At 65.4% G+C, this 18962-nt stretch carries 15 protein-coding genes; 10 read left to right on the plus strand and 5 right to left on the minus strand.

What is annotated here, in order from left to right; genetic code table 11:
* Positions 1 to 26 precede the first annotated feature (26 nt).
* The 4 genes from aspA to RhoFasB10_RS21895 all read left to right on the plus strand — a co-directional run bounded on the left by aspA (position 27) and on the right by RhoFasB10_RS21895 (position 4433).
* Complete coding sequence (gene aspA / locus RhoFasB10_RS21880) at positions 27 to 1466, plus strand: aspartate ammonia-lyase (RefSeq protein ID WP_167678522.1); 1440 nt, start codon at positions 27 to 29, stop codon at positions 1464 to 1466.
* A 5-nt stretch (positions 1467 to 1471) separates the two neighbouring features.
* Positions 1472 to 2899: an amino acid permease gene (locus RhoFasB10_RS21885; protein WP_167678523.1), complete on the plus strand. Its 1428-nt coding sequence runs from the start codon at positions 1472 to 1474 to the stop codon at positions 2897 to 2899.
* A 4-nt stretch (positions 2900 to 2903) separates the two neighbouring features.
* Positions 2904 to 3764, plus strand: a complete 861-nt coding sequence (locus tag RhoFasB10_RS21890) for an asparaginase (protein ID WP_084423562.1) — start codon at positions 2904 to 2906, stop codon at positions 3762 to 3764.
* A gap of 96 nt (positions 3765 to 3860) precedes the next feature.
* Positions 3861 to 4433 carry an isochorismatase family protein gene (locus tag RhoFasB10_RS21895; RefSeq protein ID WP_068422305.1) on the plus strand — a complete coding sequence of 191 codons (573 nt, stop codon included), beginning with the start codon at positions 3861 to 3863 and terminating at the stop codon, positions 4431 to 4433.
* On the opposite strand, the gene RhoFasB10_RS21900 is transcribed toward RhoFasB10_RS21895, so the two are convergent.
* Entirely contained in the window at positions 4430 to 5014 is a 585-nt protein-coding gene (locus RhoFasB10_RS21900) for a hypothetical protein (protein ID WP_068422308.1), read from the minus strand. The two genes, RhoFasB10_RS21895 and RhoFasB10_RS21900, sit on opposite strands and share 4 nt — an antisense overlap.
* A gap of 36 nt (positions 5015 to 5050) precedes the next feature.
* On the opposite strand from RhoFasB10_RS21900, the gene RhoFasB10_RS21905 reads away from it, so the two are divergent.
* Complete coding sequence (locus RhoFasB10_RS21905) at positions 5051 to 6454, plus strand: glucose-6-phosphate dehydrogenase (NADP(+)) (protein ID WP_068422177.1); 1404 nt, start codon at positions 5051 to 5053, stop codon at positions 6452 to 6454.
* Positions 6455 to 6517: 63 nt separating this feature from the next.
* Here RhoFasB10_RS21905 and RhoFasB10_RS21910 read toward each other — a convergent pair whose 3' ends face one another.
* From RhoFasB10_RS21910 to RhoFasB10_RS21920, 3 genes are all read right to left on the minus strand, one after another.
* Positions 6518 to 7882, minus strand: coding sequence for an FAD-binding oxidoreductase (locus tag RhoFasB10_RS21910; RefSeq protein ID WP_167678525.1), 1365 nt, complete (start codon positions 7880 to 7882; stop codon positions 6518 to 6520).
* Positions 7883 to 8044: 162 nt separating this feature from the next.
* Positions 8045 to 11314: a BTAD domain-containing putative transcriptional regulator gene (locus tag RhoFasB10_RS21915; protein WP_167678526.1), complete on the minus strand. Its 3270-nt coding sequence runs from the start codon at positions 11312 to 11314 to the stop codon at positions 8045 to 8047.
* A 60-nt stretch (positions 11315 to 11374) separates the two neighbouring features.
* On the minus strand, positions 11375 to 11578 hold the full coding sequence (locus RhoFasB10_RS21920) for a PspC domain-containing protein (RefSeq protein ID WP_068422182.1): 204 nt from the start codon (positions 11576 to 11578) through the stop codon (positions 11375 to 11377).
* Between the two features lie 204 nt (positions 11579 to 11782).
* Here RhoFasB10_RS21920 and RhoFasB10_RS21925 point away from each other — a divergent pair, with 204 nt between their 5' ends.
* The 3 genes from RhoFasB10_RS21925 (at position 11783) to RhoFasB10_RS21935 (ending at position 14479) form a co-directional block, all read left to right on the plus strand.
* The gene (locus tag RhoFasB10_RS21925) at positions 11783 to 11923 is read left to right on the plus strand and encodes a hypothetical protein (RefSeq protein ID WP_167678528.1); all 141 of its coding nucleotides are present in this window, start codon (positions 11783 to 11785) and stop codon (positions 11921 to 11923) included.
* Positions 11924 to 12030: 107 nt separating this feature from the next.
* A complete protein-coding gene (gene ppk2 / locus RhoFasB10_RS21930; RefSeq protein ID WP_068422188.1) occupies positions 12031 to 12942 on the plus strand; it encodes a polyphosphate kinase 2 in 912 nt (303 codons plus the stop codon).
* Between the two features lie 697 nt (positions 12943 to 13639).
* Entirely contained in the window at positions 13640 to 14479 is an 840-nt protein-coding gene (locus RhoFasB10_RS21935; RefSeq protein WP_068422314.1) for an alpha/beta fold hydrolase, read from the plus strand.
* Here RhoFasB10_RS21935 and RhoFasB10_RS21940 read toward each other — a convergent pair.
* Positions 14469 to 16499 carry a prolyl oligopeptidase family serine peptidase gene (locus tag RhoFasB10_RS21940; protein WP_167678529.1) on the minus strand — a complete coding sequence of 677 codons (2031 nt, stop codon included), beginning with the start codon at positions 16497 to 16499 and terminating at the stop codon, positions 14469 to 14471. The two genes, RhoFasB10_RS21935 and RhoFasB10_RS21940, sit on opposite strands and share 11 nt — an antisense overlap.
* Before the next feature lie 36 nt (positions 16500 to 16535).
* Here RhoFasB10_RS21940 and RhoFasB10_RS21945 point away from each other — a divergent pair, with 36 nt between their 5' ends.
* Positions 16536 to 17180 carry a GAP family protein gene (locus RhoFasB10_RS21945; protein ID WP_167678530.1) on the plus strand — a complete coding sequence of 215 codons (645 nt, stop codon included), beginning with the start codon at positions 16536 to 16538 and terminating at the stop codon, positions 17178 to 17180.
* A gap of 74 nt (positions 17181 to 17254) precedes the next feature.
* Positions 17255 to 18658 carry a dihydrolipoyl dehydrogenase gene (gene lpdA / locus RhoFasB10_RS21950; RefSeq protein WP_068422197.1) on the plus strand — a complete coding sequence of 468 codons (1404 nt, stop codon included), beginning with the start codon at positions 17255 to 17257 and terminating at the stop codon, positions 18656 to 18658.
* The last annotated feature ends 304 nt before the right edge of the window (positions 18659 to 18962 follow it).

Here is an 18962-nt window from a genome sequence, read left to right on the forward strand (position 1 = left end):
CAGCCGGACAAACCAAGGAGCATGCAGTGGCGGTCACCCGTGTCGAGAAGGACCTTCTCGGCGAGCGCGAGATACCCGACGAGAGCTACTGGGGCATCCACACCCTGCGAGCGCTGGAGAACTTCCCGATCACCGGTCGCGCCATCAACACGAACGGGCACCTCATCCGGGGTCTCGCTGCCGTCAAATGGGCAGCGGCGGCCGCCAACGAAGAACTCGGCATCCTCGACGCCACTCGCGGCAATGCCATCCGTCAGGCGTGCCAGGAGATTCTCGACGGGAAGCTCCACGAGCAGTTCGTCGTCGACGTCATCCAGGGCGGCGCAGGCACGTCGACCAACATGAACGCCAACGAGGTGATCGCCAACCGAGCGCTCGAGATCCTCGGGTATGTCCGCGGCGACTACTCCCATCTGCACCCGAACGAGCACGTCAACGCCAGTCAGTCCACCAACGACGTCTATCCGACGGCCGTCAACATCGCGACCATCTACGCGGTCCACGAACTGATCGGGTCGCTGAAATTCCTGCGCGACGCGTTCCAGCGCAAGGCCGTCGAGTTCGCCACCGTCGTGAAGATGGGACGTACGCAGCTGCAGGACGCGGTACCGATGACGCTCGGCCAGGAGTTCGGCACCTACGCGATCATGATCGACGAGGACTGCTCGCGGCTGGAGGAAGCCGCGCTGCTCGTCGGCGAGATCAACCTCGGTGCGACGGCCATCGGAACCGGGCTGAACGCGCCCGTCGGATATACGACGTCGGCCTGCGAGCATCTGCGACGCAAGACCGGGCTTCCGCTCGTCACCGCGACCGATCTGATCGAGGCGACGCAGGACGTCGGCCAGTTCGTGCACCTGTCCGGCGTGCTGAAGCGCGTCGCGGTGAAGCTGTCGAAGATCTGCAACGACCTGCGTCTGCTGTCGTCGGGTCCGCGCGCCGGGCTCAACGAGATCAATCTTCCTGCGATGCAAGCCGGTTCGTCGATCATGCCCGGCAAGGTGAACCCGGTGATCCCGGAGGTCCTCAACCAGGTCGCCTACGAGGTGATCGGACACGACGTCACCATCACGATGGCCGCCGAGGCAGGACAGTTGCAGCTCAACGCATTCGAGCCGATCATCGTGAAGTCGTTGTCGGAGGGCATGGCCCACCTCGGTGCGGCGTGCCGCACCGTCGCCACGCGATGCGTCGACGGCATCACCGCCAACGCCGACCTGCTGCGTGACCGCGTCGAGAACTCCATCGGACTCGTGACCGCACTCAGCCCGTACCTCGGGTACGTCGAGTCGACGGCAATCGCCAAGGAAGCTCTGCTGACCGGGCGCAATGTCGTCGACCTCGTTCTCGAGAAGAAACTGCTCGCCCGCGACGAACTCGATCGTCTGCTCAGCCCCGAACATCTCGCCAACCTCCGCGTCGTGCCGACCGAGCACGCCGACGCCCCAGCAACCTCGACAAGGTAGGACCCATGACCGTCGACAACACGAGACCGATAGTCGAGGAAGAACTCGGTTATCGAAAGTCGCTGGCACCACGCCAGATTCAGATGATCGCGATCGGTGGCGCCATCGGCACCGGTCTGTTCATGGGCGCCGGTGGACGCCTGCACGATGCAGGCCCCGCGCTGGTCCTCGTGTACGCCCTGTGTGGATTCTTCGCGTTCCTGATCCTGCGGGCGCTCGGCGAACTCGTCATGCACAGGCCGTCGTCGGGCAGCTTCGTGTCGTACGCACGCGAATTCTTCGGTGAGAAGATGGCGTTCGCGGCCGGCTGGCTGTACTGGATGAACTGGGCGATGACAGCGGTCGTCGACGTCACCGCCGTCGCGCTGTACATGAACTTCTTCAAGAAGTACTGGGCACCGCTCGGACACGTCGATCAGTGGGTGTTCGCGCTGATCGGGCTGGTGCTCGTGCTCGGCTTGAACCTGGTGTCGGTCAAGGTGTTCGGTGAGCTCGAATTCTGGTTCGCACTGGTCAAAGTCATTGCCCTGGTGACGTTCTTGGCCGTCGGTGTGTACTACGTGCTGTTCGGAACGCCGATCGACGGGCAGTCACCCGGCCTGAGCGTCATCACCGACAACGGTGGATTGATTCCCAACGGGTTGCTTCCTGCGATCGTCGTCATCCAGGGTGTCGTGTTCGCGTACGCGTCGATCGAATTGGTCGGAACCGCAGCAGGTGAGACGGCCGAGCCGGAGAAGGTCATCCCGAAGGCCATCAACACGGTCATCGTGCGCATTCTCGTGTTCTACGTCGGATCGGTTCTGTTGCTGTCGCTTCTGTTGCCCTACACCGCATATCACGCGGGGGAGAGTCCCTTCGTCACGTTCTTCGGTGCGATCGACGTGCAGGGTGCCGACGCGATCATGAACCTCGTCGTCCTCACGGCGGCGCTGTCCTCGCTGAACGCCGGACTGTATTCGACGGGCCGCATTCTGCATTCGATGGCGGTCGCCGGGTCGGCGCCGAAGTTCGCCGCACGAATGAACAAGGCAGGTGTGCCGTACGGCGGCATCGCGTTGACGGCACTCGTCGCGCTCGCCGGCGTCGGACTGAACGCGGCCGTGCCTGCGCAGGCGTTCGAGATCGTCTTGAACTTGGCTGCTCTCGGTATCATCAGCGCGTGGGGTGTCATCGTCATGTGCCAGCTGAAACTGTGGTGGCTCGCGCGCCGCGGGACTCTGGAGCGGCCGAAGTTCCGCATGTTCGGTGCGCCCTACACGGGCATCGCAACACTGGGCTTCCTGCTCGCCGTGCTGATTCTGATGGCGTTCGACAAGCCGGTGGGCACGTGGACCATCGCGTCCATCCTGTTCATCGCACCTCTTTTCGTTGCCGGCTGGTTCCTGTGCCGCAATCGGATTCGCACACTTGCAGAAGATCGAGAGGTATGACCGCTTGTCTTACATCGCCCTCCTGACCACGGGTGGCACGATCGCCAGCAGCCGTGACGAGAACGGCGTCAGCCGCCCCGGCGCAGCGCGGTTCGACCTCGCCGCCGAGGTGAAGGTCGTCGACCTGATGTCCAAGGACAGCTCGAGTTTCGACTTCGCGGACATGGACCGCATCGTCGACGCGGTTGCCGAGGCGCTGGAGGACACGGAGTGCGACGGCGTCGTCGTTCTGCACGGCACGGACACCATGGAGGAGAGCTCGCTTCTCGTTGATCTGTTCCACGACGACCCTCGCCCGGTCGTGTTCACCGGGGCTCAGCGTACATCCGATCATTCCGACCCCGACGGGCCGGCGAATGTCGATGCAGCTGTGCGTGCTGTGACGGATTCGGCGAACCGAGGCCGTGGGGTTCTCGTGGTGTTCGGCGGACGCACGCTGCCTGCGCGGGGGTTGTGGAAGTGCCACACGTCCGAGCTCGACGCGTTCGCCAGTTCGGCCGAACCCCGAACCGTGCTGCCGCGCAGTGCGATTGCCGGCGTCCGCGTCGACATCGTCGCGCTCTACCCGGGTGTCGACGCGGTGGCGATCGACGCGTACCGCGCCGCGGGCACCCAGGGCATCGTGCTGCAGGCACTCGGCTCGGGGAACACGAATGCGGATGTGGTCGCGGCGGTGAAAGCCTGTACGGCCGAGGGTGTTCCGGTCGTCGTGACCACGCGCGTGCCCGTCGGCGAGATCGAGCCGAGCTACGGCGGCGGGGGAGGCGGGGCAGACCTCGTCGACGCGGGTGCCGTGTTCTCGCCGGTGCTCCGGGCCGGTCAGGCGCGGGTACTGCTGGCGGCGCAGATCGCTACCCGGGTATAACGCTCCCTGATTCCAGGAAATATGCGGGATCCCGCGGATTTCGTGGAGTTGGGGAGCACCATGCACCCCTCTCCGTCCGCGGGGATACTGGACACCATGACTCGAGCTTTGTTGATCGTCGACGTTCAGAACGATTTCACCGAGGGCGGCGCGCTCGGTGTCGACGGCGGTGCGCACGTCGCCCGAAAGGTGAGCACGCTCCTCGCCCGGGAAGGCGACGAGTACGACGTCATCGTGGCTTCGCGCGACTGGCACGACGCCGACAGCGACAACGGGGGACACTTCGCGACGGACGAGGCCCCGAACTTCACGACGACTTGGCCGGTGCACTGTGTCGCGGGTACGGAAGGCGCCGAGTACCACCCCGATCTGTCCACGGGGTCGGTGGACTTTCACGTGTTCAAGGGGCAGGGGAAGCCGTCGTATTCCGCGTTCGAGGGTGTGGCCGAGAACGGTACGTCGCTGACGGACATTCTGAAGCAGAACGAGGTCTCCGACATCGACGTCGTGGGCATCGCGACGGACTACTGCGTGCGGGCGTCGGCGCTCGACGCGATCGAGGCGGGGCTGTCGGTGCGCGTGCTGACCGAGTACGTGGCGGGGGTGGCCGCCCAGTCCTCGAAGGCCTCTTTGGAGGAATTGGCCGCGGCAGGGGTGGAACTCGCCTAGGAGTCGATCGTCGTCGTGATGGTGGTGACGGACGGCGAGGTGGGTGTGCTGCCGAAGCCGAAGGTGACGGGAGGATCGACGGGCGTCAGTGCGCCCAGGTCCTCTCCGTCCCACGACGCGGATGCCGCGGTGATGCGGTGTTGATCGCGGGCACCGTAGTACTCGCGTCGACCGTTGCCTGCGCTGCCGCGGGTACGCACACCACGCAGAACGACGCGGGCGATCGGGTCGGTCAGGGCGCAGAACCACGGTGCCGTCGACACCGTCGACGGGATCACGCGCAACAATCGTCCGAGGGGCGTGACGCCACCGACAACCACGCGCAGCGTCAAGGGCCCGGCCGTGATCTCCGGTCCGAACGTCACCGGCGTGATGAGTGTGTCGTCGAACGTGTAGGTGGACGTGACGAATTCGCGCACGGCGTCCGACGGTGCCAGGAGAAGTCTGCGGCCGTCGGGAAACTCGACCATGATGTCCGTGAACTCTCCCAGTGGCGAATCCGTCCAGTGGCCGACGACGATCCGCACACCGGATTCGGTACCTACCCCGTAGATTTCCCCGTGAAACCGTGATCTTTCCATCGGCCCGACTGTAACCACGTTTTCGCCGACGGGTGCATGATGGACCACATGGCGTCTGTGCAACCCACGATCTTCGTCCTGTTCGGTGCGACCGGTGACCTTGCCAAGCGGATGGTGCTGCCGTCGTTCTACGAGCTGCATGCCGGGGGCCTGCTTCCCGAGAAATGGGTGCTGATCGGCAACGGCCGGCACGACACGTCCGACGAGGAGTTCCGCGACCACGTGCACGACGCGTTGGACGAGTTCGGGTCCGGCACCGATCACTGGGATGCGTTCTCCGAACGAATTCGGTTCGCAGGCAAAGGATTCACCGTCGACGATCCGGGCGCGCTGCCCGACGTGATCGAGGCCGCCCGCAAGGACGTCGGCGACGACGCCCAGCTGGTGCATTACATCGCCCTGCCCCCGACCACGTTCGAGGACTACACGAAGGCGCTCGGCGCGCACGGCCTGGCCGAGGGCGCGCGCGTCGTCTACGAGAAGCCGTTCGGGACGTCGCAGAAGAATTTCGAGGAGCTCGACAAGGTCGTCCACGGCGTGCTCGACGAGAAGCAGGTCTACCGGATCGACCACTTCCTCGGTAAGGAAGCGACGCAGAATCTGCACGTTCTGCGGTTCGCGAACGGCATGGTCGACGGCATCTGGAATTCCCGGCATGTCGAGCAGGTGCAGATCGACGTCCCCGAGACGCTGAACATCGACGATCGCGCCGAGTTCTACGACGAGACCGGCGCCGTGCTGGACATGCTGGTGACGCATCTGTTCCAGGTCGCAGCGGAGGTCGCGATAGAGCCGCCCGCGTCGATGAGTGCCGAGGATCTTCAATCGGCGCGCGAGAGCGTGATCGGGTCGTTCCGGCCGATCGACACCTCGGAGGTCGTCCTCGGCCAGTACGACGGCTATCGCGACGTCGAGGGCGTCGCGGACGATTCCACCGTCGACACGTTCGTCGCGGCCAAGCTGTGGGTCGACACCGATCGCTGGCGCGGCGTGCCGTTCCTGCTCCGCACCGGAAAGATGTTGGGTGTCAGTGCACAACGTGTGTCGCTGGTGTTCCGTAAGCCCCCGAACAGCCCGCTGACCGGGATCCCCGACGACGGCACCGTCCTGTCGTTCGACCTGTCCGGCAACGGAGCGATCGACATGTCGATGACGGTGAAGGAACCGGGCCCGGACTTCGACCTGTCGGTCGGGCATCTGTCGTTGCCGCTCAAATGCGTTCCCGACGCGGAACCACTGTCGCCGTACTCCCGTCTGATTCTGGACGTGTTGAACGGCGACCGGTCGTTGTTCACCCGTCCCGACGGTCTCGCGCAGGTCTGGAAGGTCGCGGCACCGCTGCTGGACAACCCGCCGAGCGTCGAGAACTACGCTCCCGGGACGATGGGCCCCGACAGTGCGGATGACCTGGCGTCGCCGTGTGGGTGGCTGGTGCGCTGACGCACCCGTGCGCGGAAAGTTGCACCCTGGGCCAACGTTCCGCGCACGGGCGGCGTAGCCGCACTACCAGCGCGAGGCCGCCGAGAAGACTCCCTGCGGATCGACCTCGGCTCGGATCGACTCCAGACGGTCCCGGGTGTCGGCGGACCATGCGCTGCGCACCCGGTCGGCCGGGACGCCGGTGGCTGCACCTGCCATGTTGACGAATGCGCCGCAGGTCCACGGCTCGAACCGATCGACGAACCCGTCGAGAGCGGCGGGGACGGCGTCGGCGATCGGCGGGACGAGGACACCGACGGCGAACAGGTTGAACGCGGCGTCGCGTCCGGCGACGGCGTTCGCACTCGCCGGCCGACGACCCAGCGCACCGCCCATCGCACGCAGTTCGGCAACGGCGAGCGGTAGTTCGGCTGCGCCGAGGAAGACGTCGGCCGCGTCGTCGGTGAGTTCGGTCAGCAGCAGCCCGCGTTCCATCGCGGGCATCGGATCGGTCGGGTCCATGTGCACGGCGGCGATCGCAGCGAAGGGGATCTCGCCGACGGTGTCCATGACCGGCTGAGCGACGCCTCGCATCGGGGCCAGCAGGGCGTACCCGTCCTCGGTCGAGCTGACGTGCGCATACCGCAGATGCAGGACGGTCCGGCCGCGCAACGGTTCCGGCAGTTCCGGGACGGGTGGCAGATGCAGCACGGCGACCGACGTCGTCACGGAATCGGGGAGCGTCGGAACCCACGACCGCCACGCCTGGACGACGGCACGCGCGTCGGCGATGTCGAAGAAGATCCCGCCGCCGAGGACGGTCTGAATCGGGAACAGGTCGACGACGATCTCGGTCACGATGCCGAACGCGGCACCCCCGCCGCGCAACGCCCAGAACAGGTCGGCGTTCTGGTGCTCGTCCGCTCGGCGCACGACTCCGTCGGCGGTGACGACCTCGATGCTGCGGACGTGATCTGCGGCGAAACCGTACGTCCGAGCGATCGGGCTGAGTCCGCCTCCGAGGGTGTATCCGACGGCGCCGACGGTCGTCGAGGAGCCGGCGAGTCCGGCGAGGCCGTAGGGCGCGGCCGCGTCGAGAACCTTCTGCCAGACGACGCCCGCGCCGATCGTTGCGGTTCGCCCGTGATGGTCGATCGTCAGCGTCTCCAGTGCGCGGGTGCTGATCAGAATCGTGTCCGGACCGGCGGCAACGGCGCTGTGGCCCGTGCACTTGACCGCGATCTTCATCCCGGCCCGCGCGGCGACGCGCACTGCTGCGGCGACGTCGTCGGCATCGGCTGCGACGAGGACCGCGGCCGGTTGGTGATCGACGGCGACGTTGAAGCCGGATACCTCGACGACGTAGTCGGCCGAGCCGGGCTCCAGCACGAGGCCGCGGGTCGCGAGGTTCAGTTCGGTGGGTACGGCGTTGGATTCGGTGGTGGTCATCGTGTTCGCTCGTCCTTCTCTGGGCTGGTGTGGTGTGAGCACAGCTGACCACCGGGGGATTGCAGTCGACTTGGAGAACTCTTGGACCGAGTCGATCATCGGGGTCGATGCAGGGCTGGATCAGCGGAAGAGCGCAAATTCACCCGTTCGGATGAACAGCGATCAGCGAGCGTCCATCCACTGAGGATCGGCCAGTAGATCCTTCGTCGACGCAAAAAGACGCTCGGCGGCGACGCGATGGTCGGCGGCCGCGTCGTGCATTCCCAGAACGTCGGCGGTGGCGGCGAGTGCCGAGTCGACGGCACCGCAGTACAGGGACCCGCTGTCGACGCCCGCGAAGGTGCCTGCGAACGGCAGCAATTCGTCGTAGCACTCGCGGCACACGTCGGTGTCGCCCAGGGCGGCGGCAGCGAGCGCTCGCACGGCCGTCATCCCGCGCCAGTAGTAGTCCCGCTGGTACGGCTCGGTTCGAGCCCAGATCTCCCGTGCACGGCTCATGTTGCCGCTGCGTGCCAGCGCCAGCACCCACGGGTTGTGAATGCGGACGGGGAGGTCGCCGTCGAGCGTCGGGAAGTCGTCGAGGATGCCGTCGTACGAGTCGGTCGCGATGGCGGTCGCCAGGCGTCCGATGTAGCGGATCTCGAATCCGTGCGACGTGCCCTGCTCGTCCATGTAATCGGCGACGGCTTCGTAGCGGGCGGCGGCGACTCCGTATCGACCGGCGAGCACATCGACGAGGCCACCGAAGATCGTCAACACGCCGAGCAACTGCGTCAGGGCAGCACCACTGGCGAGTTGGATGGCGTCACGCACGTGCGAGCGGGCCCCTTCGAGATCGACGACGGCGTTGCACGCGAGGAACAGCTGGAAGTGGGCGAGCGCTTGGTATTCGGCCGAGCCGATGTCGGTGGCGACGGCGAGCAGCTGCTCGGCACGTGCGACGCGTTCGTCGTCGTGATCGGGTCCGAATGCAATGTAGCCGAACGCATTCAAGGCCAGGCATAGCAGTTCGGGGTCCCCCAGCCGCTCGGCCAGTGCGACCGCGTCGACGGCCTGTTTGCTTGCGGTCGCGGAGTCGAGACCCTCGATCTCGAACACCGACGTGACCAGGAGACGAGTCCGATCGGCTTCTCCCACATCGGGATCGGCGAGAAGCGCGTTCACGTGGCGCAGAATTCCCTCGTCGGCGATGCCTTCGCGGATGTGCCAGATGACGGGTGCGCGCCACGACGTCACGGCATCGAGCAGCGCGCGACGGTCGTCGAGTGCCCACGCGATGTCGATCGCCTCCTGCCGACGCACCCGTGCTTCCCGGGTGTTCGCCGCCCGTGCGAGCGATGCGACGACCCTGATCAGCAGGGCGAGTCGTTCGGTGGCCGGTGCCATCGGGTCGAGATCGAGCGTCTCGAGTGCGGAATTCCACAGGGCGAGAGCATCTTTGTGCGACGACAGAGATTCCGCTCGGTGCGCGGCGGCGGCGATGACGTGCGTCGACTCGATGGCCGTCGTCGAGGTCGCGCCGAGTGCGGCGTGATGCGCGAGGAGTGCGAGGTCCTCGGGCGCGCGATCGCGCAGCACCGCATACGCCTGCGCGTGCAGTCGCCTGCGTCGCAACTTGGGCAGGTCGAGGTACAGCGTGTCGCGGACGAGCGCGTGGGTGAACTGCAGTCGGTCGGCAGCTCGTTCGGTCAACAAGCCTGCAAGCACCGCGGGTTCGAGATCGTCGAGCAGTTGGTCTTCGTCGGCCTTGGTCATCTCGAGCAGAGTGTCGAGGTCGGATTCGCGGCCGAGGACGGACAGCCGTCGCAGGGTGGTGACCGTGTGCTCGGGAAGTCGGGAAAGTCTGCGGCGCAGTACTTCTCCGATACCGGTCGGGATCGCTTCGCGCGCGGCAGGCGCGCCTTCGGACACGATGAGGCGGACGAGCTCGCGCAGGAACAGCGGGTTGCCTTCGGTGCGCGTCGCGAGCAGTGCCAGTGTGTCCGGACTCGGATCGACAAGACCGAAATCAGCTGCGACGGCGGCCATTCGATCCGGCGGCAAGCCCGCGAGTTCGAGTCGTGTGCTCGGCACGTCGAGCAGCGTCGCCCACGCGGACGTGAGATCCTCGGTGATTTCCGACGATCGGAACGTTGCGACGACCAGGATGTGCGCCCCGCGTGCGTCCGTCGCGAGTTGCCGCAGCACCGAGAGCGTCAACGCGTCGCCGCGGTGGACGTCGTCGAGGACCACGAGGATGGGCGACGACTCGGCGAGCCGGCAGAGGTAGTCCGCAACCCATTTGCCGAGCCAGAATGGTTGTGCTGTATCGATTTCCGATGATCGTGGAAGGATCGGGGCCAGCTTGTCGCGGACGTCGTCGTCCATGCCCGCGACGTTCGCGAGCGACTGCAGGACCTCGCTCCACGCCCACCCGGGAGGGGCGCCGTCGACCTCGGGGCAGCGACCCCACCCGATGTTCCACTGTCGTTGCCGCAGTTCGGCACTCAGCATCGACGCCAACGTGCTCTTGCCCTCGCCTGCCTCGCCGCCGATCCACGCGATCCCGAGTCCCGACGCGGCCGCCGTGTCTGCTGCCGCGACGAGCGCCGCGAGATCGTCCGGTCGACCGTTGGCGACCTCAGGATCGGCCTGCGCGGTCGAGCGTTCAGCGGGAACGACCGGCGCGACGACGGCGTGAACCTCCTCGACCTGCACCTCGTCCACGCTGTGCGCCAGGATGTCCGATTCCAGGGTGCGAAGTGTCGGGTCGGGATCGATCCCGAACTCGTCGGCCAGATAGTCGCGGGAACGCCGGAGCACGGCGAGCGCGTCGGATTGCCTGCCGCCGCGGTAGAGCGCGAGGGCGAGGAGTCGGACGGATTCCTCGCGGTCGGGCGCGAGGGCGATCACGGATTCGAGATCGCTGACGACGGCAGCGTGGTTGCCGCGGGCGATCATGTCGGCGGCTCGGCGTTCGACCGCGGTGCGACGGAGATCCTCGAGCCGGGTGACTTCCGACGCGGCCCATGCGGCGTCGGAAACCTCCCGGTACGGGCCGTCGGTCCACAGAGCCAACGCGTCGGTGTAGCGGTCGGTCCGGTCGACGAGATGCTCGAACTGCCAGACGTCGACGGCCTCGTCGGGCAGGGTCAGCGCGTATCCCGGAGGCGCGCTGATCAGCACGGTCGCGGGCGAGCGCGGTGGACGGTTCGGTTCGAGCACGCGCCGCAGATTCGAGACGTGCACCTGCAGCGCACCGAGCGCCCTCGGCGGCGGATCGCCCGCCCACAGATCCTCGATCAACAGGTCCGTGCTGACGACGCGCCGACGCGCCAGTACGAGGCGCGTGAGCACGGTGCGCTGGCCGCGGCTGCCCAACGAGACGGGCCGCCCGTCGACGTCCGCACGGATCGGCCCGAAGGCGCGAATCGTCACTGCTGGCTGAATCATGATGATCGGTAGGTTAACGGCATCCATCCCGGGGCGCCCAGCAGTACGCCCGCCTACACCTCAGGATCGCTCGGGCATGAGCATCCAGGCCGCGAGGTAGACGAGGGCGACGGTGCCGAAGGACACGAAGGCGCCGATCACCGTCAGGACGCGAACGAGATTGACGTCGATGCCGAAGTACTCGGCGACGCCGCCGCAGACACCGGCGACCATCTTCTGCGAATCGGAGCGGACGAACTCTTTCGGGGCGTTGGTGTATGTCATGAGAAAGAGTCTGCTCGGCGGAGACCTCCCGGCACATCGGGAATTTCCCCCATCTCGACCCCGAAGTCTTCACCGACCGTAAGCATGGAATCCGGCCCGAAACACCCGTACGGCCTTTTTTCGAAACCAGCTAGGACACAGCGGGTTTCGCCGGATAGTGTGTGCTCGTTCGACTGCTCATCACCCCTCGAAAGGACTTTTCTCATGCTCGGAACCCTCCTCGGCGCAGTGCTCGGCGGAATTCTCGGCGGCACGGGCGACGACGCTGCTGCAGGCGCAGGCCTGGGCGCTATCCTCAGCGGCCTCCTCGGAGACGGAACCGGAAGCGCCGGATCCAGCTCGTAGTTGCTCTCCGTGCGCCTTCTGCGTGACCGACGAAACCGCAGAGGGCGCACGACCGAGTTCACCTTCTTGTCACCATCTTGTTGCCGCCGGGGGCTAGCTTTCGGCCCATGACTCACGATTTCAGCTCGGTCGGCAATCTCGACGCAGCCGTGGACCTCACGGATACCAGCGGTTTCGTCGTCGACGACAGCGACGACGACGATCCCATCCTGCTGACGGTCCCCGACGGGCGAGTCGTCGACACCTGGCGCGAGGGATATCCCTACGACGAGCGCATGTCCCGCGCCGAGTACGAAATGCAGAAGCGGTTGCTTCAGATCGAACTGCTCAAGCTCCAGATGTGGACGAAAGAGACCGGCCGACGCCACGTCATCGTGTTCGAAGGCCGCGACGCCGCAGGCAAAGGCGGCACCATCAAGCGCTTCATGGAACACATGAACCCGCGCGGCGCACGCGTCGTCGCGCTGGAGAAGCCGTCGGCGCGCGAGTCCACGGAGTGGTACTTCCAGCGCTACATTCAGCACCTCCCCGCTGCCGGCGAGATAGTCATGTTCGACCGCTCCTGGTACAACCGCGCAGGCGTCGAGCGTGTGATGGGATTCTGCGACGAAGACCAGCACGCGCGATTCGTTCGGCAGGCGCCGCTCTTCGAACAAATGCTCGTCGACGACGGGATCAGCCTCACCAAGTTCTGGTTCTCGGTGTCCCAGCTCGAGCAGCGCACGCGCTTCGCCATCCGTCAGGTCGACCCAGTCCGGCAGTGGAAGCTGTCGCCGATGGACCTGGCCTCGCTGGACAAGTGGGATGCCTACACGGCGGCGAAGGAGGAGAACTTCCGTGCCACCGATACCGACGTCGCGCCCTGGACCATCGTGAAGAGCAACGACAAGAAGCGCGCCCGGCTCAACGCGATGCGCTTCGTTCTGAACAAGTTCGATTACGCAAACAAGGATCAGGAAGTCGTCGGAGAAACAGACCCGTTGTTGGTCGGACGTGCGCGTGACGTGATCGGAGAATGATCCTCTCCTAACCGGTCGCCGCGAATCCGTCGTCGAAATGTCGGCAAATCAGGTTTATTTCCCGATTTCATGGTCCCGCTGTTACCTCGTCGATGCATATGAGGTAAGAAGGAGGCGGGTCGTGACGTGGCGGCCGAGCAGTTCAACTGGAGGAGTAATTCATGGGTTCCGCAGCAACCTTCCTTGGTGACATCGTTTCCGGCGTCTACGACGGAATCGTCGACGCAATCGTCGACCAGATCGTCGGTGCTCTGACCTCGGGCAGCGCTGCCTGATAGGGCTCCGGCCAGGTTCGAACGAGGCGCCGCGACTCACTCGAGTCGCGGCGCCTCGTTCGCTTTTGTAAAAGCTGTATTCTGGTTTGGTCGACGCTTTGCTGCTTTTGGACTTTTATCGCCGAGCCCCTGGCGGAGTTTCGATTCGCTTGATAGAAACGTAAGTGGCAGTGATTGTTTCGTGATCGTCACTCCATCGGAATAGAACCCTCGAATAGAAGGAGCTCATTTCATGTCCAGCGAACTCGACACCTCCGGCCTGCTCGCCCTGCTCGCATTGCTGTTCTCCGGCAGCGCAGAGGCACCCGAGACGCCAGCGGGCTGAGTCAACGTCTGCTTCAAGCCTCCTACGTCGGCCGGGGCCAACCGCACAGGTTGGCCCCGGCCGACGTTCGTTCGTGTAGGCCTTAGTCTTGGCGGTCGTGGAGACCGTTCCGATTCAGATGCCCGGCGGCGACGTCGTCCCGGTAAGGCTGTTCGAGTCCGCTGTCCCTCCCAAGTGGGATGTTCCCGTCGTCGTCGTGCTGCCGGGTCTCGGTATCCCGGCCGGCTACTACCAGCTGTTCGCCGAGCGGCTGGCGGACGAGGGCATGCACGTCGCGCTCGCCGATCTGCGTGGCCAGGGTGACAGTAGGCCCAAGCCCAGCAGCGCCAGCAGGTACGGCTATCAGGAACTCGTCTCGGTCGACTTCCCCGCGGTCTTCGAAGTGGTCCGGGAGCGATTTCCCGACGCGACGCCGTACGCGCTCGGCCACAGCATGGGCGGTCAACTCGCGTCGCTGTACGCGTCGCGCATCCGTGGCCGCCTCGGCGGGTTGATCCTGGTGGCATCGGGATCGCCGTACCACCGCGGTTTCGGCGTCGCGCGAGGTGCTTCGCTGTTCGTCGGTGCGGCGGCCATGTCGCTGACCAGCAGCATCGCGGGTTTCTGGCCAGGGGATCGTATCGACATCGGCGGTTTCGGCCGTCAGTCGAAGGTGTTGATCGACGACTGGTCGCGATTCGCACGCACCGGCAGGATCGAGCCGTCGGGCGCCGACATCGACTACGAGGAGAGGATCGGCAGGCTGAAGCTGCCGATCCTCGCCGTCACGCTGGCCGGCGACGACATGGCCCCCCGGAGTTCCATGGACAACCTGCTGCAGAAGTTTCCGCGCGCCGATATCACCACACGGCATCTGGAGTCACCGCGTGGTCATATCGAATGGATCCGTCAGCCGGGCTCGGTCGTCGCCGAGGTGGTCGAGTGGTTCAAGCGTTGAGGGTCGTCCACAGGAACTGAAACGCGAGTGTCGTCTTGAACGCCATCTGGGCGTTGTCTGCGGCACCGCCGTGGCCGCCCTCGATGTTCTCGAAGTAGCGAACGTCCTGGCCCAGCTCTTCGAGGCGTGCGGCCATCTTGCGGGCGTGGCCGGGATGGACCCGGTCGTCCCGCGTCGACGTCGCGATCAGGATCGGCGGATATTCCTTGTCCGCGGGTCCGACGACGTTCTGGTAGGGCGAGTATTCGGAGATGAACGCCCACTCGTCGGGATCGTCGGGGTTGCCGTACTCGGCCACCCACGAGGCTCCGGCCAGCAGCAGGTGGTAGCGCTTCATGTCCAGTAGCGGCACCTGGCAGACGATGGCTCCGAACAGCTCGGGGTACTTCGTCAGCATGATGCCCATCAGCAGACCGCCGTTGCTGCCGCCCTGGGCGCCGAGCTGCCGATGCGTCGTGATGCCACGTTCGACGAGATCCCGGGCGACAGCCGCGAAGTCCTCGTGGACCTTGTGCCGACCGGCGCGCAGGACCTGTGTGTGCCACTCGGGGCCGTACTCACCGCCACCGCGGATATTGGCGACGACGTACGTGCCGCCTCGTTCCAGCCATGCGAGGCCCGTCGCGCCGCTGTACGACGGCGTCATCGAGATCTCGAAGCCGCCGTAGCCGTAGAGCAGGGTAGGTCCTGGCTCTGCATTGTCGCGGCGCACGACGAAGTATGGAATTTTCGTGCCGTCGTCGGACGTCGCGAAATGCTGGGCGACGGCCAAACCGGTGGTGTCGAAGAACGACGGCGCCTGCTTCAGCGCCTCGATTTCTCCCCCGACCGTGCCGTACAGCAGCGTCGCGGGCGTGAGGTAGCCGCTCGACGACAGGAAGAACTCGTCGCCGTTCTCCTCCGAATCCGTGCCGACGATCTCGATCGACGTCAGCTCGGGCAGACCGGTCATCGGTCGGTCGCTCCAGCCGTCGTCGCCCGGTGTGTAGACCCGGACCTCGGTGGCGACGTCGACGAGCGTGACGACAAGCAGGTGATTCTCGGTCCACGCCCACTGATGCAGCGAGCGGTGCTCGTCCGGCGCGAACAGGACCGTCAGATCACGCTCACCGCGCACGAACGCGTCGAAGTTCGTGGCGAGCAGCGCGCCGGCCGGGTACGTCGTGCCGCCGACGGTCCAGTCCGTCATCGTGCGCACGAGCAGCCAATCCTTGTGGACCGACGCCGTCGCGTCCGTCGGCACGTCGACGAGGACGAGTTCGTCGCTCTCCAGCACATAGAGCTCGGCGTTGTAGAAGTCGGTGGCGCGCTGGACGAAGTCGCGTTCGAATCCGGGAGTCCGGTCGTGCCATGCAGAGATCGAGATGTCCGACGGCTTGCCCTCGAACACGGTCGTCGCCTCGGACAGTTCGGTGCCGCGCTGCCACCGCTTCGCGATCCGCGGGTAGCCGGAGTCGGTGAGCGAGCCGTCGCCGAAATCGGTACCGATGTAGACGGCGTCGGAATCGATGTAACCGATGTCGGTCTTCGCTTCGGCGACGTAGAAGCCGCCGTCGTCCGCATTGCGGAAAGTCCTTGTCTCCAGGTCGAATTCACGCACGACGGTCGCGTCGGCGCCGCCGCGGGACAGCGTCACCAGCGCGATCTTCTGGTCCGGGCGCAGAACCTGTGCGCCGCTCCAGACCCAGTTCTCGCCTTCGGCGTCGGCGACGGCATCGAGGTCGAGCAGGACGTCCCATTCGGGGGAGTCCTTGCGGTACTCCTCCATCGTGGTCCGACGCCACAGCCCGCGCACGTGGGTCGCGTCGCGCCAGAAGTTGTAGAGGTAGTCGCCGCGGCGACGCGCGTACGGAATGCGGGCGTCCGTGTCGAGGATTTCGCGAACGCGCGCCTGGATGGCGTCGAACTCGTCGCTCTTCATGAACTCGGTGGTTGCCGCGTTGCGGGTGCGCACCCAGTCCAGGGCCGCGTCGTCGGTGACCTTCTCGAGCCACAGGTACGGGTCTTCGGTGTTGCTCATGCGTCATTTCTACCTGCGCGGGTACTGTCTCCGAAGATGACGGGCCATGCGCTGACGTTCGCACTCGTGGGTCTGGTCGTCATGGTGTGGCCGTGGTCCCTCGTGCCCGCGTTCCTTCTCGCGGCCACCGATCGCGGCCCGGTGAAAGTCGCCGCGTATGCGGCCGGTTACGTTCTCGCCTTGGCCGTCGTCATGATTCTCGCCGCGACGTTGCTGCCTCCCGGTCCGCGAGCGAAGTCCACCGGACATCTCGTGGCATGGATCGAACTGGTCGTCGGGATCCTGCTTGCGCTGTTCGTACTCGTGCTCTGGATTCGTCGGCGACGACACGAACCGACGACACCGAAATGGCTCAGCGGGCTCGACCGCGTCGGCGTCGTCGCGGCGTTCCTGCTCGGGTTGTGGGTGCCGAACTACGCGCTGGTGACCGTGGCGGTCGCGGAGTTGACGCTGCTCGAACTGCACGGACCCGAAGCGGTCGGTGCCGCCGTCCTCTGGGTGCTGGTCGCGACGCTCGGAGTCGTCGCACCGCTGGTCGTGCTCGCGATGGCAGGCGCGAAAGCCGAAGCGATGCAACGGTCCTGGCGGGAATGGCTTGTCAAGCACAGTTCGACGATCATCTCCGTGGTGCTCGGTACGGTGTCGGTGGTGTTGATCGTCAAAGGTGGAATGTCGGTATGAGGTCGTGGGGGCTACCCGTGAGTAACGGGACCATCTCGAGACAGTGATACGCGACGGGACTACCCTGGGGACTCGTGACCTCACACTATGACGTCGTTGTCCTCGGAGCCGGCCCCGGTGGGTACGTCGCTGCTATCCGCGCGGCACAACTGGGCCTGAGCACCGCCATCATCGAGAAGAAGTACTGGGGTGGTGTGTGCCTGAACGTCGGCTGCATCCCGTCGAAGGCTCTTCTCCGTAACGCCGAGCTGGCGCACCTCTTCACCAAAGAGGCCAAGCTCTTCGGTATCTCGGGAGAGGCGAGCTTCGACTTCGGTGCCGCATTCGACCGCAGCCGCAAGGTGGCCGAGGGACGCGTCAAGGGCATCCACTTCTTGATGAAGAAGAACAAGATCCCCGAGTACGACGGCCTCGGTAAGTTCACCGACGCCAACACGATCGAGGTCGAGCTCAGCAAGGGCGGCACGGAGACGGTCACGTTCGACAACGCGATCATCGCCACCGGTAGCACCACCAAGCTGCTGCCCGGCACCGAGCTGAGCAAGAACGTCGTCACCTACGAAGAGCAGATCATGACCCGGGACCTGCCCGGATCGATCCTCATCGTCGGTGCGGGCGCCATCGGCATGGAGTTCGGCTACGTCCTGAAGAACTACGGAGTCGACGTCACCATCGTCGAGTTTCTCGATCGCGCGCTCCCCAACGAGGACGCCGACGTCTCGAAGGAAATCGAGAAGCAGTACAAGAAGCTCGGCGTGAAGGTGATGACCGGCGCTGCCGTGCAGTCGATCGACGACGACGGCTCCAAGGTGACCGTGTCGATCAAGAACAACAAGTCCGGTGACGTCGAGACCGTCACCGTCGACAAGGTCATGCAGTCCGTCGGCTTCGCGCCGCGCGTGGAGGGTTACGGTCTCGAGAACACCGGCGTCGCGTTGACCGACCGCGGTGCCATCGGCATCACCTCGACCATGCAGACCAACGTGCCGCACATCTACGCCATCGGCGACGTGACGGCCAAGCTGCAGCTCGCGCATGTCGCGGAGGCGCAGGGCGTCGTCGCAGCGGAGACGATCGGTGGAGCCGAGACGCTGCCGATCGACGATTACCGCATGATGCCGCGCGCGACGTTCTGCCAGCCGCAGGTCGCCAGCTTCGGTCTGACCGAGGAACAGGCTCGCGCCGAGGGTCGTGACATCAAGGTCGCGAACTTCCCGTTCGCCGCGAACGGCAAGGCACACGGACTCGGTGACGCCACCGGCTTCGTCAAGCTGATCTCGGACAACCAGTACGGCGAGCTGATCGGCGGACACCTCATCGGTCCCGATGTCTCCGAGTTGCTGCCCGAGCTCACGTTGGCGCAGAAGTGGGACCTGACGGTCAACGAGTTGGCGCGCAACGTCCACACGCACCCGACGTTGTCGGAGGCTCTGCAGGAAGCGATCCACGGTCTCGCGGGACACATGATCAACTTCTGATCAAGCTCTTCTGCGAACGGCGGCAACCACTTCGGTGGTTGCCGCCGTTCGTGTTTTCTGGGGGCGTCCGAAACGCATGGGCAGTGTTCCGACAGTTGAATCCGTAACCGATTGTGGCGCTGCTGGTTACGGTCACTCGAACTGGTGTTCTACATCTTGTCGGTGGGTGCGGCTATGGTGTGGCTCATAGTCGTGGGGGACGAGTCGATGGGGGCGGTTTCGGTGAATGCTGTTGGTGGGGGCGTTGATTGGTCGTCGGAGGTGCCGTCGGTGCCGGAGTGGTATGTCTGTCTCTTAGACACAT

The sequence above is a fragment of the Rhodococcus sp. B10 genome (assembly GCF_011770055.1).
GTDB classification, from domain to species: domain Bacteria; phylum Actinomycetota; class Actinomycetes; order Mycobacteriales; family Mycobacteriaceae; genus Rhodococcoides; species Rhodococcoides kyotonensis_B.

What these genes read in the sequence shown, in the direction of transcription:
- RhoFasB10_RS21900 (WP_068422308.1), bottom strand. Translation starts at nt 5,014, where the DNA reads ATGGAAAGATCACGGTTTCACGGGGAAATCTACGGGGTAGGTACCGAA.
- ppk2 (WP_068422188.1), top strand. Translation starts at nt 12,031, where the DNA reads ATGACTCACGATTTCAGCTCGGTCGGCAATCTCGACGCAGCCGTGGAC.
- RhoFasB10_RS21885 (WP_167678523.1), top strand. Translation starts at nt 1,472, where the DNA reads ATGACCGTCGACAACACGAGACCGATAGTCGAGGAAGAACTCGGTTAT.
- RhoFasB10_RS21945 (WP_167678530.1), top strand. Translation starts at nt 16,536, where the DNA reads ATGACGGGCCATGCGCTGACGTTCGCACTCGTGGGTCTGGTCGTCATG.
- RhoFasB10_RS21905 (WP_068422177.1), top strand. Translation starts at nt 5,051, where the DNA reads ATGATGGACCACATGGCGTCTGTGCAACCCACGATCTTCGTCCTGTTC.
- RhoFasB10_RS21915 (WP_167678526.1), bottom strand. Translation starts at nt 11,314, where the DNA reads ATGATTCAGCCAGCAGTGACGATTCGCGCCTTCGGGCCGATCCGTGCG.
- RhoFasB10_RS21940 (WP_167678529.1), bottom strand. Translation starts at nt 16,499, where the DNA reads ATGAGCAACACCGAAGACCCGTACCTGTGGCTCGAGAAGGTCACCGAC.
- RhoFasB10_RS21925 (WP_167678528.1), top strand. Translation starts at nt 11,783, where the DNA reads ATGCTCGGAACCCTCCTCGGCGCAGTGCTCGGCGGAATTCTCGGCGGC.
- RhoFasB10_RS21895 (WP_068422305.1), top strand. Translation starts at nt 3,861, where the DNA reads ATGACTCGAGCTTTGTTGATCGTCGACGTTCAGAACGATTTCACCGAG.
- RhoFasB10_RS21920 (WP_068422182.1), bottom strand. Translation starts at nt 11,578, where the DNA reads ATGACATACACCAACGCCCCGAAAGAGTTCGTCCGCTCCGATTCGCAG.
- RhoFasB10_RS21910 (WP_167678525.1), bottom strand. Translation starts at nt 7,882, where the DNA reads ATGACCACCACCGAATCCAACGCCGTACCCACCGAACTGAACCTCGCG.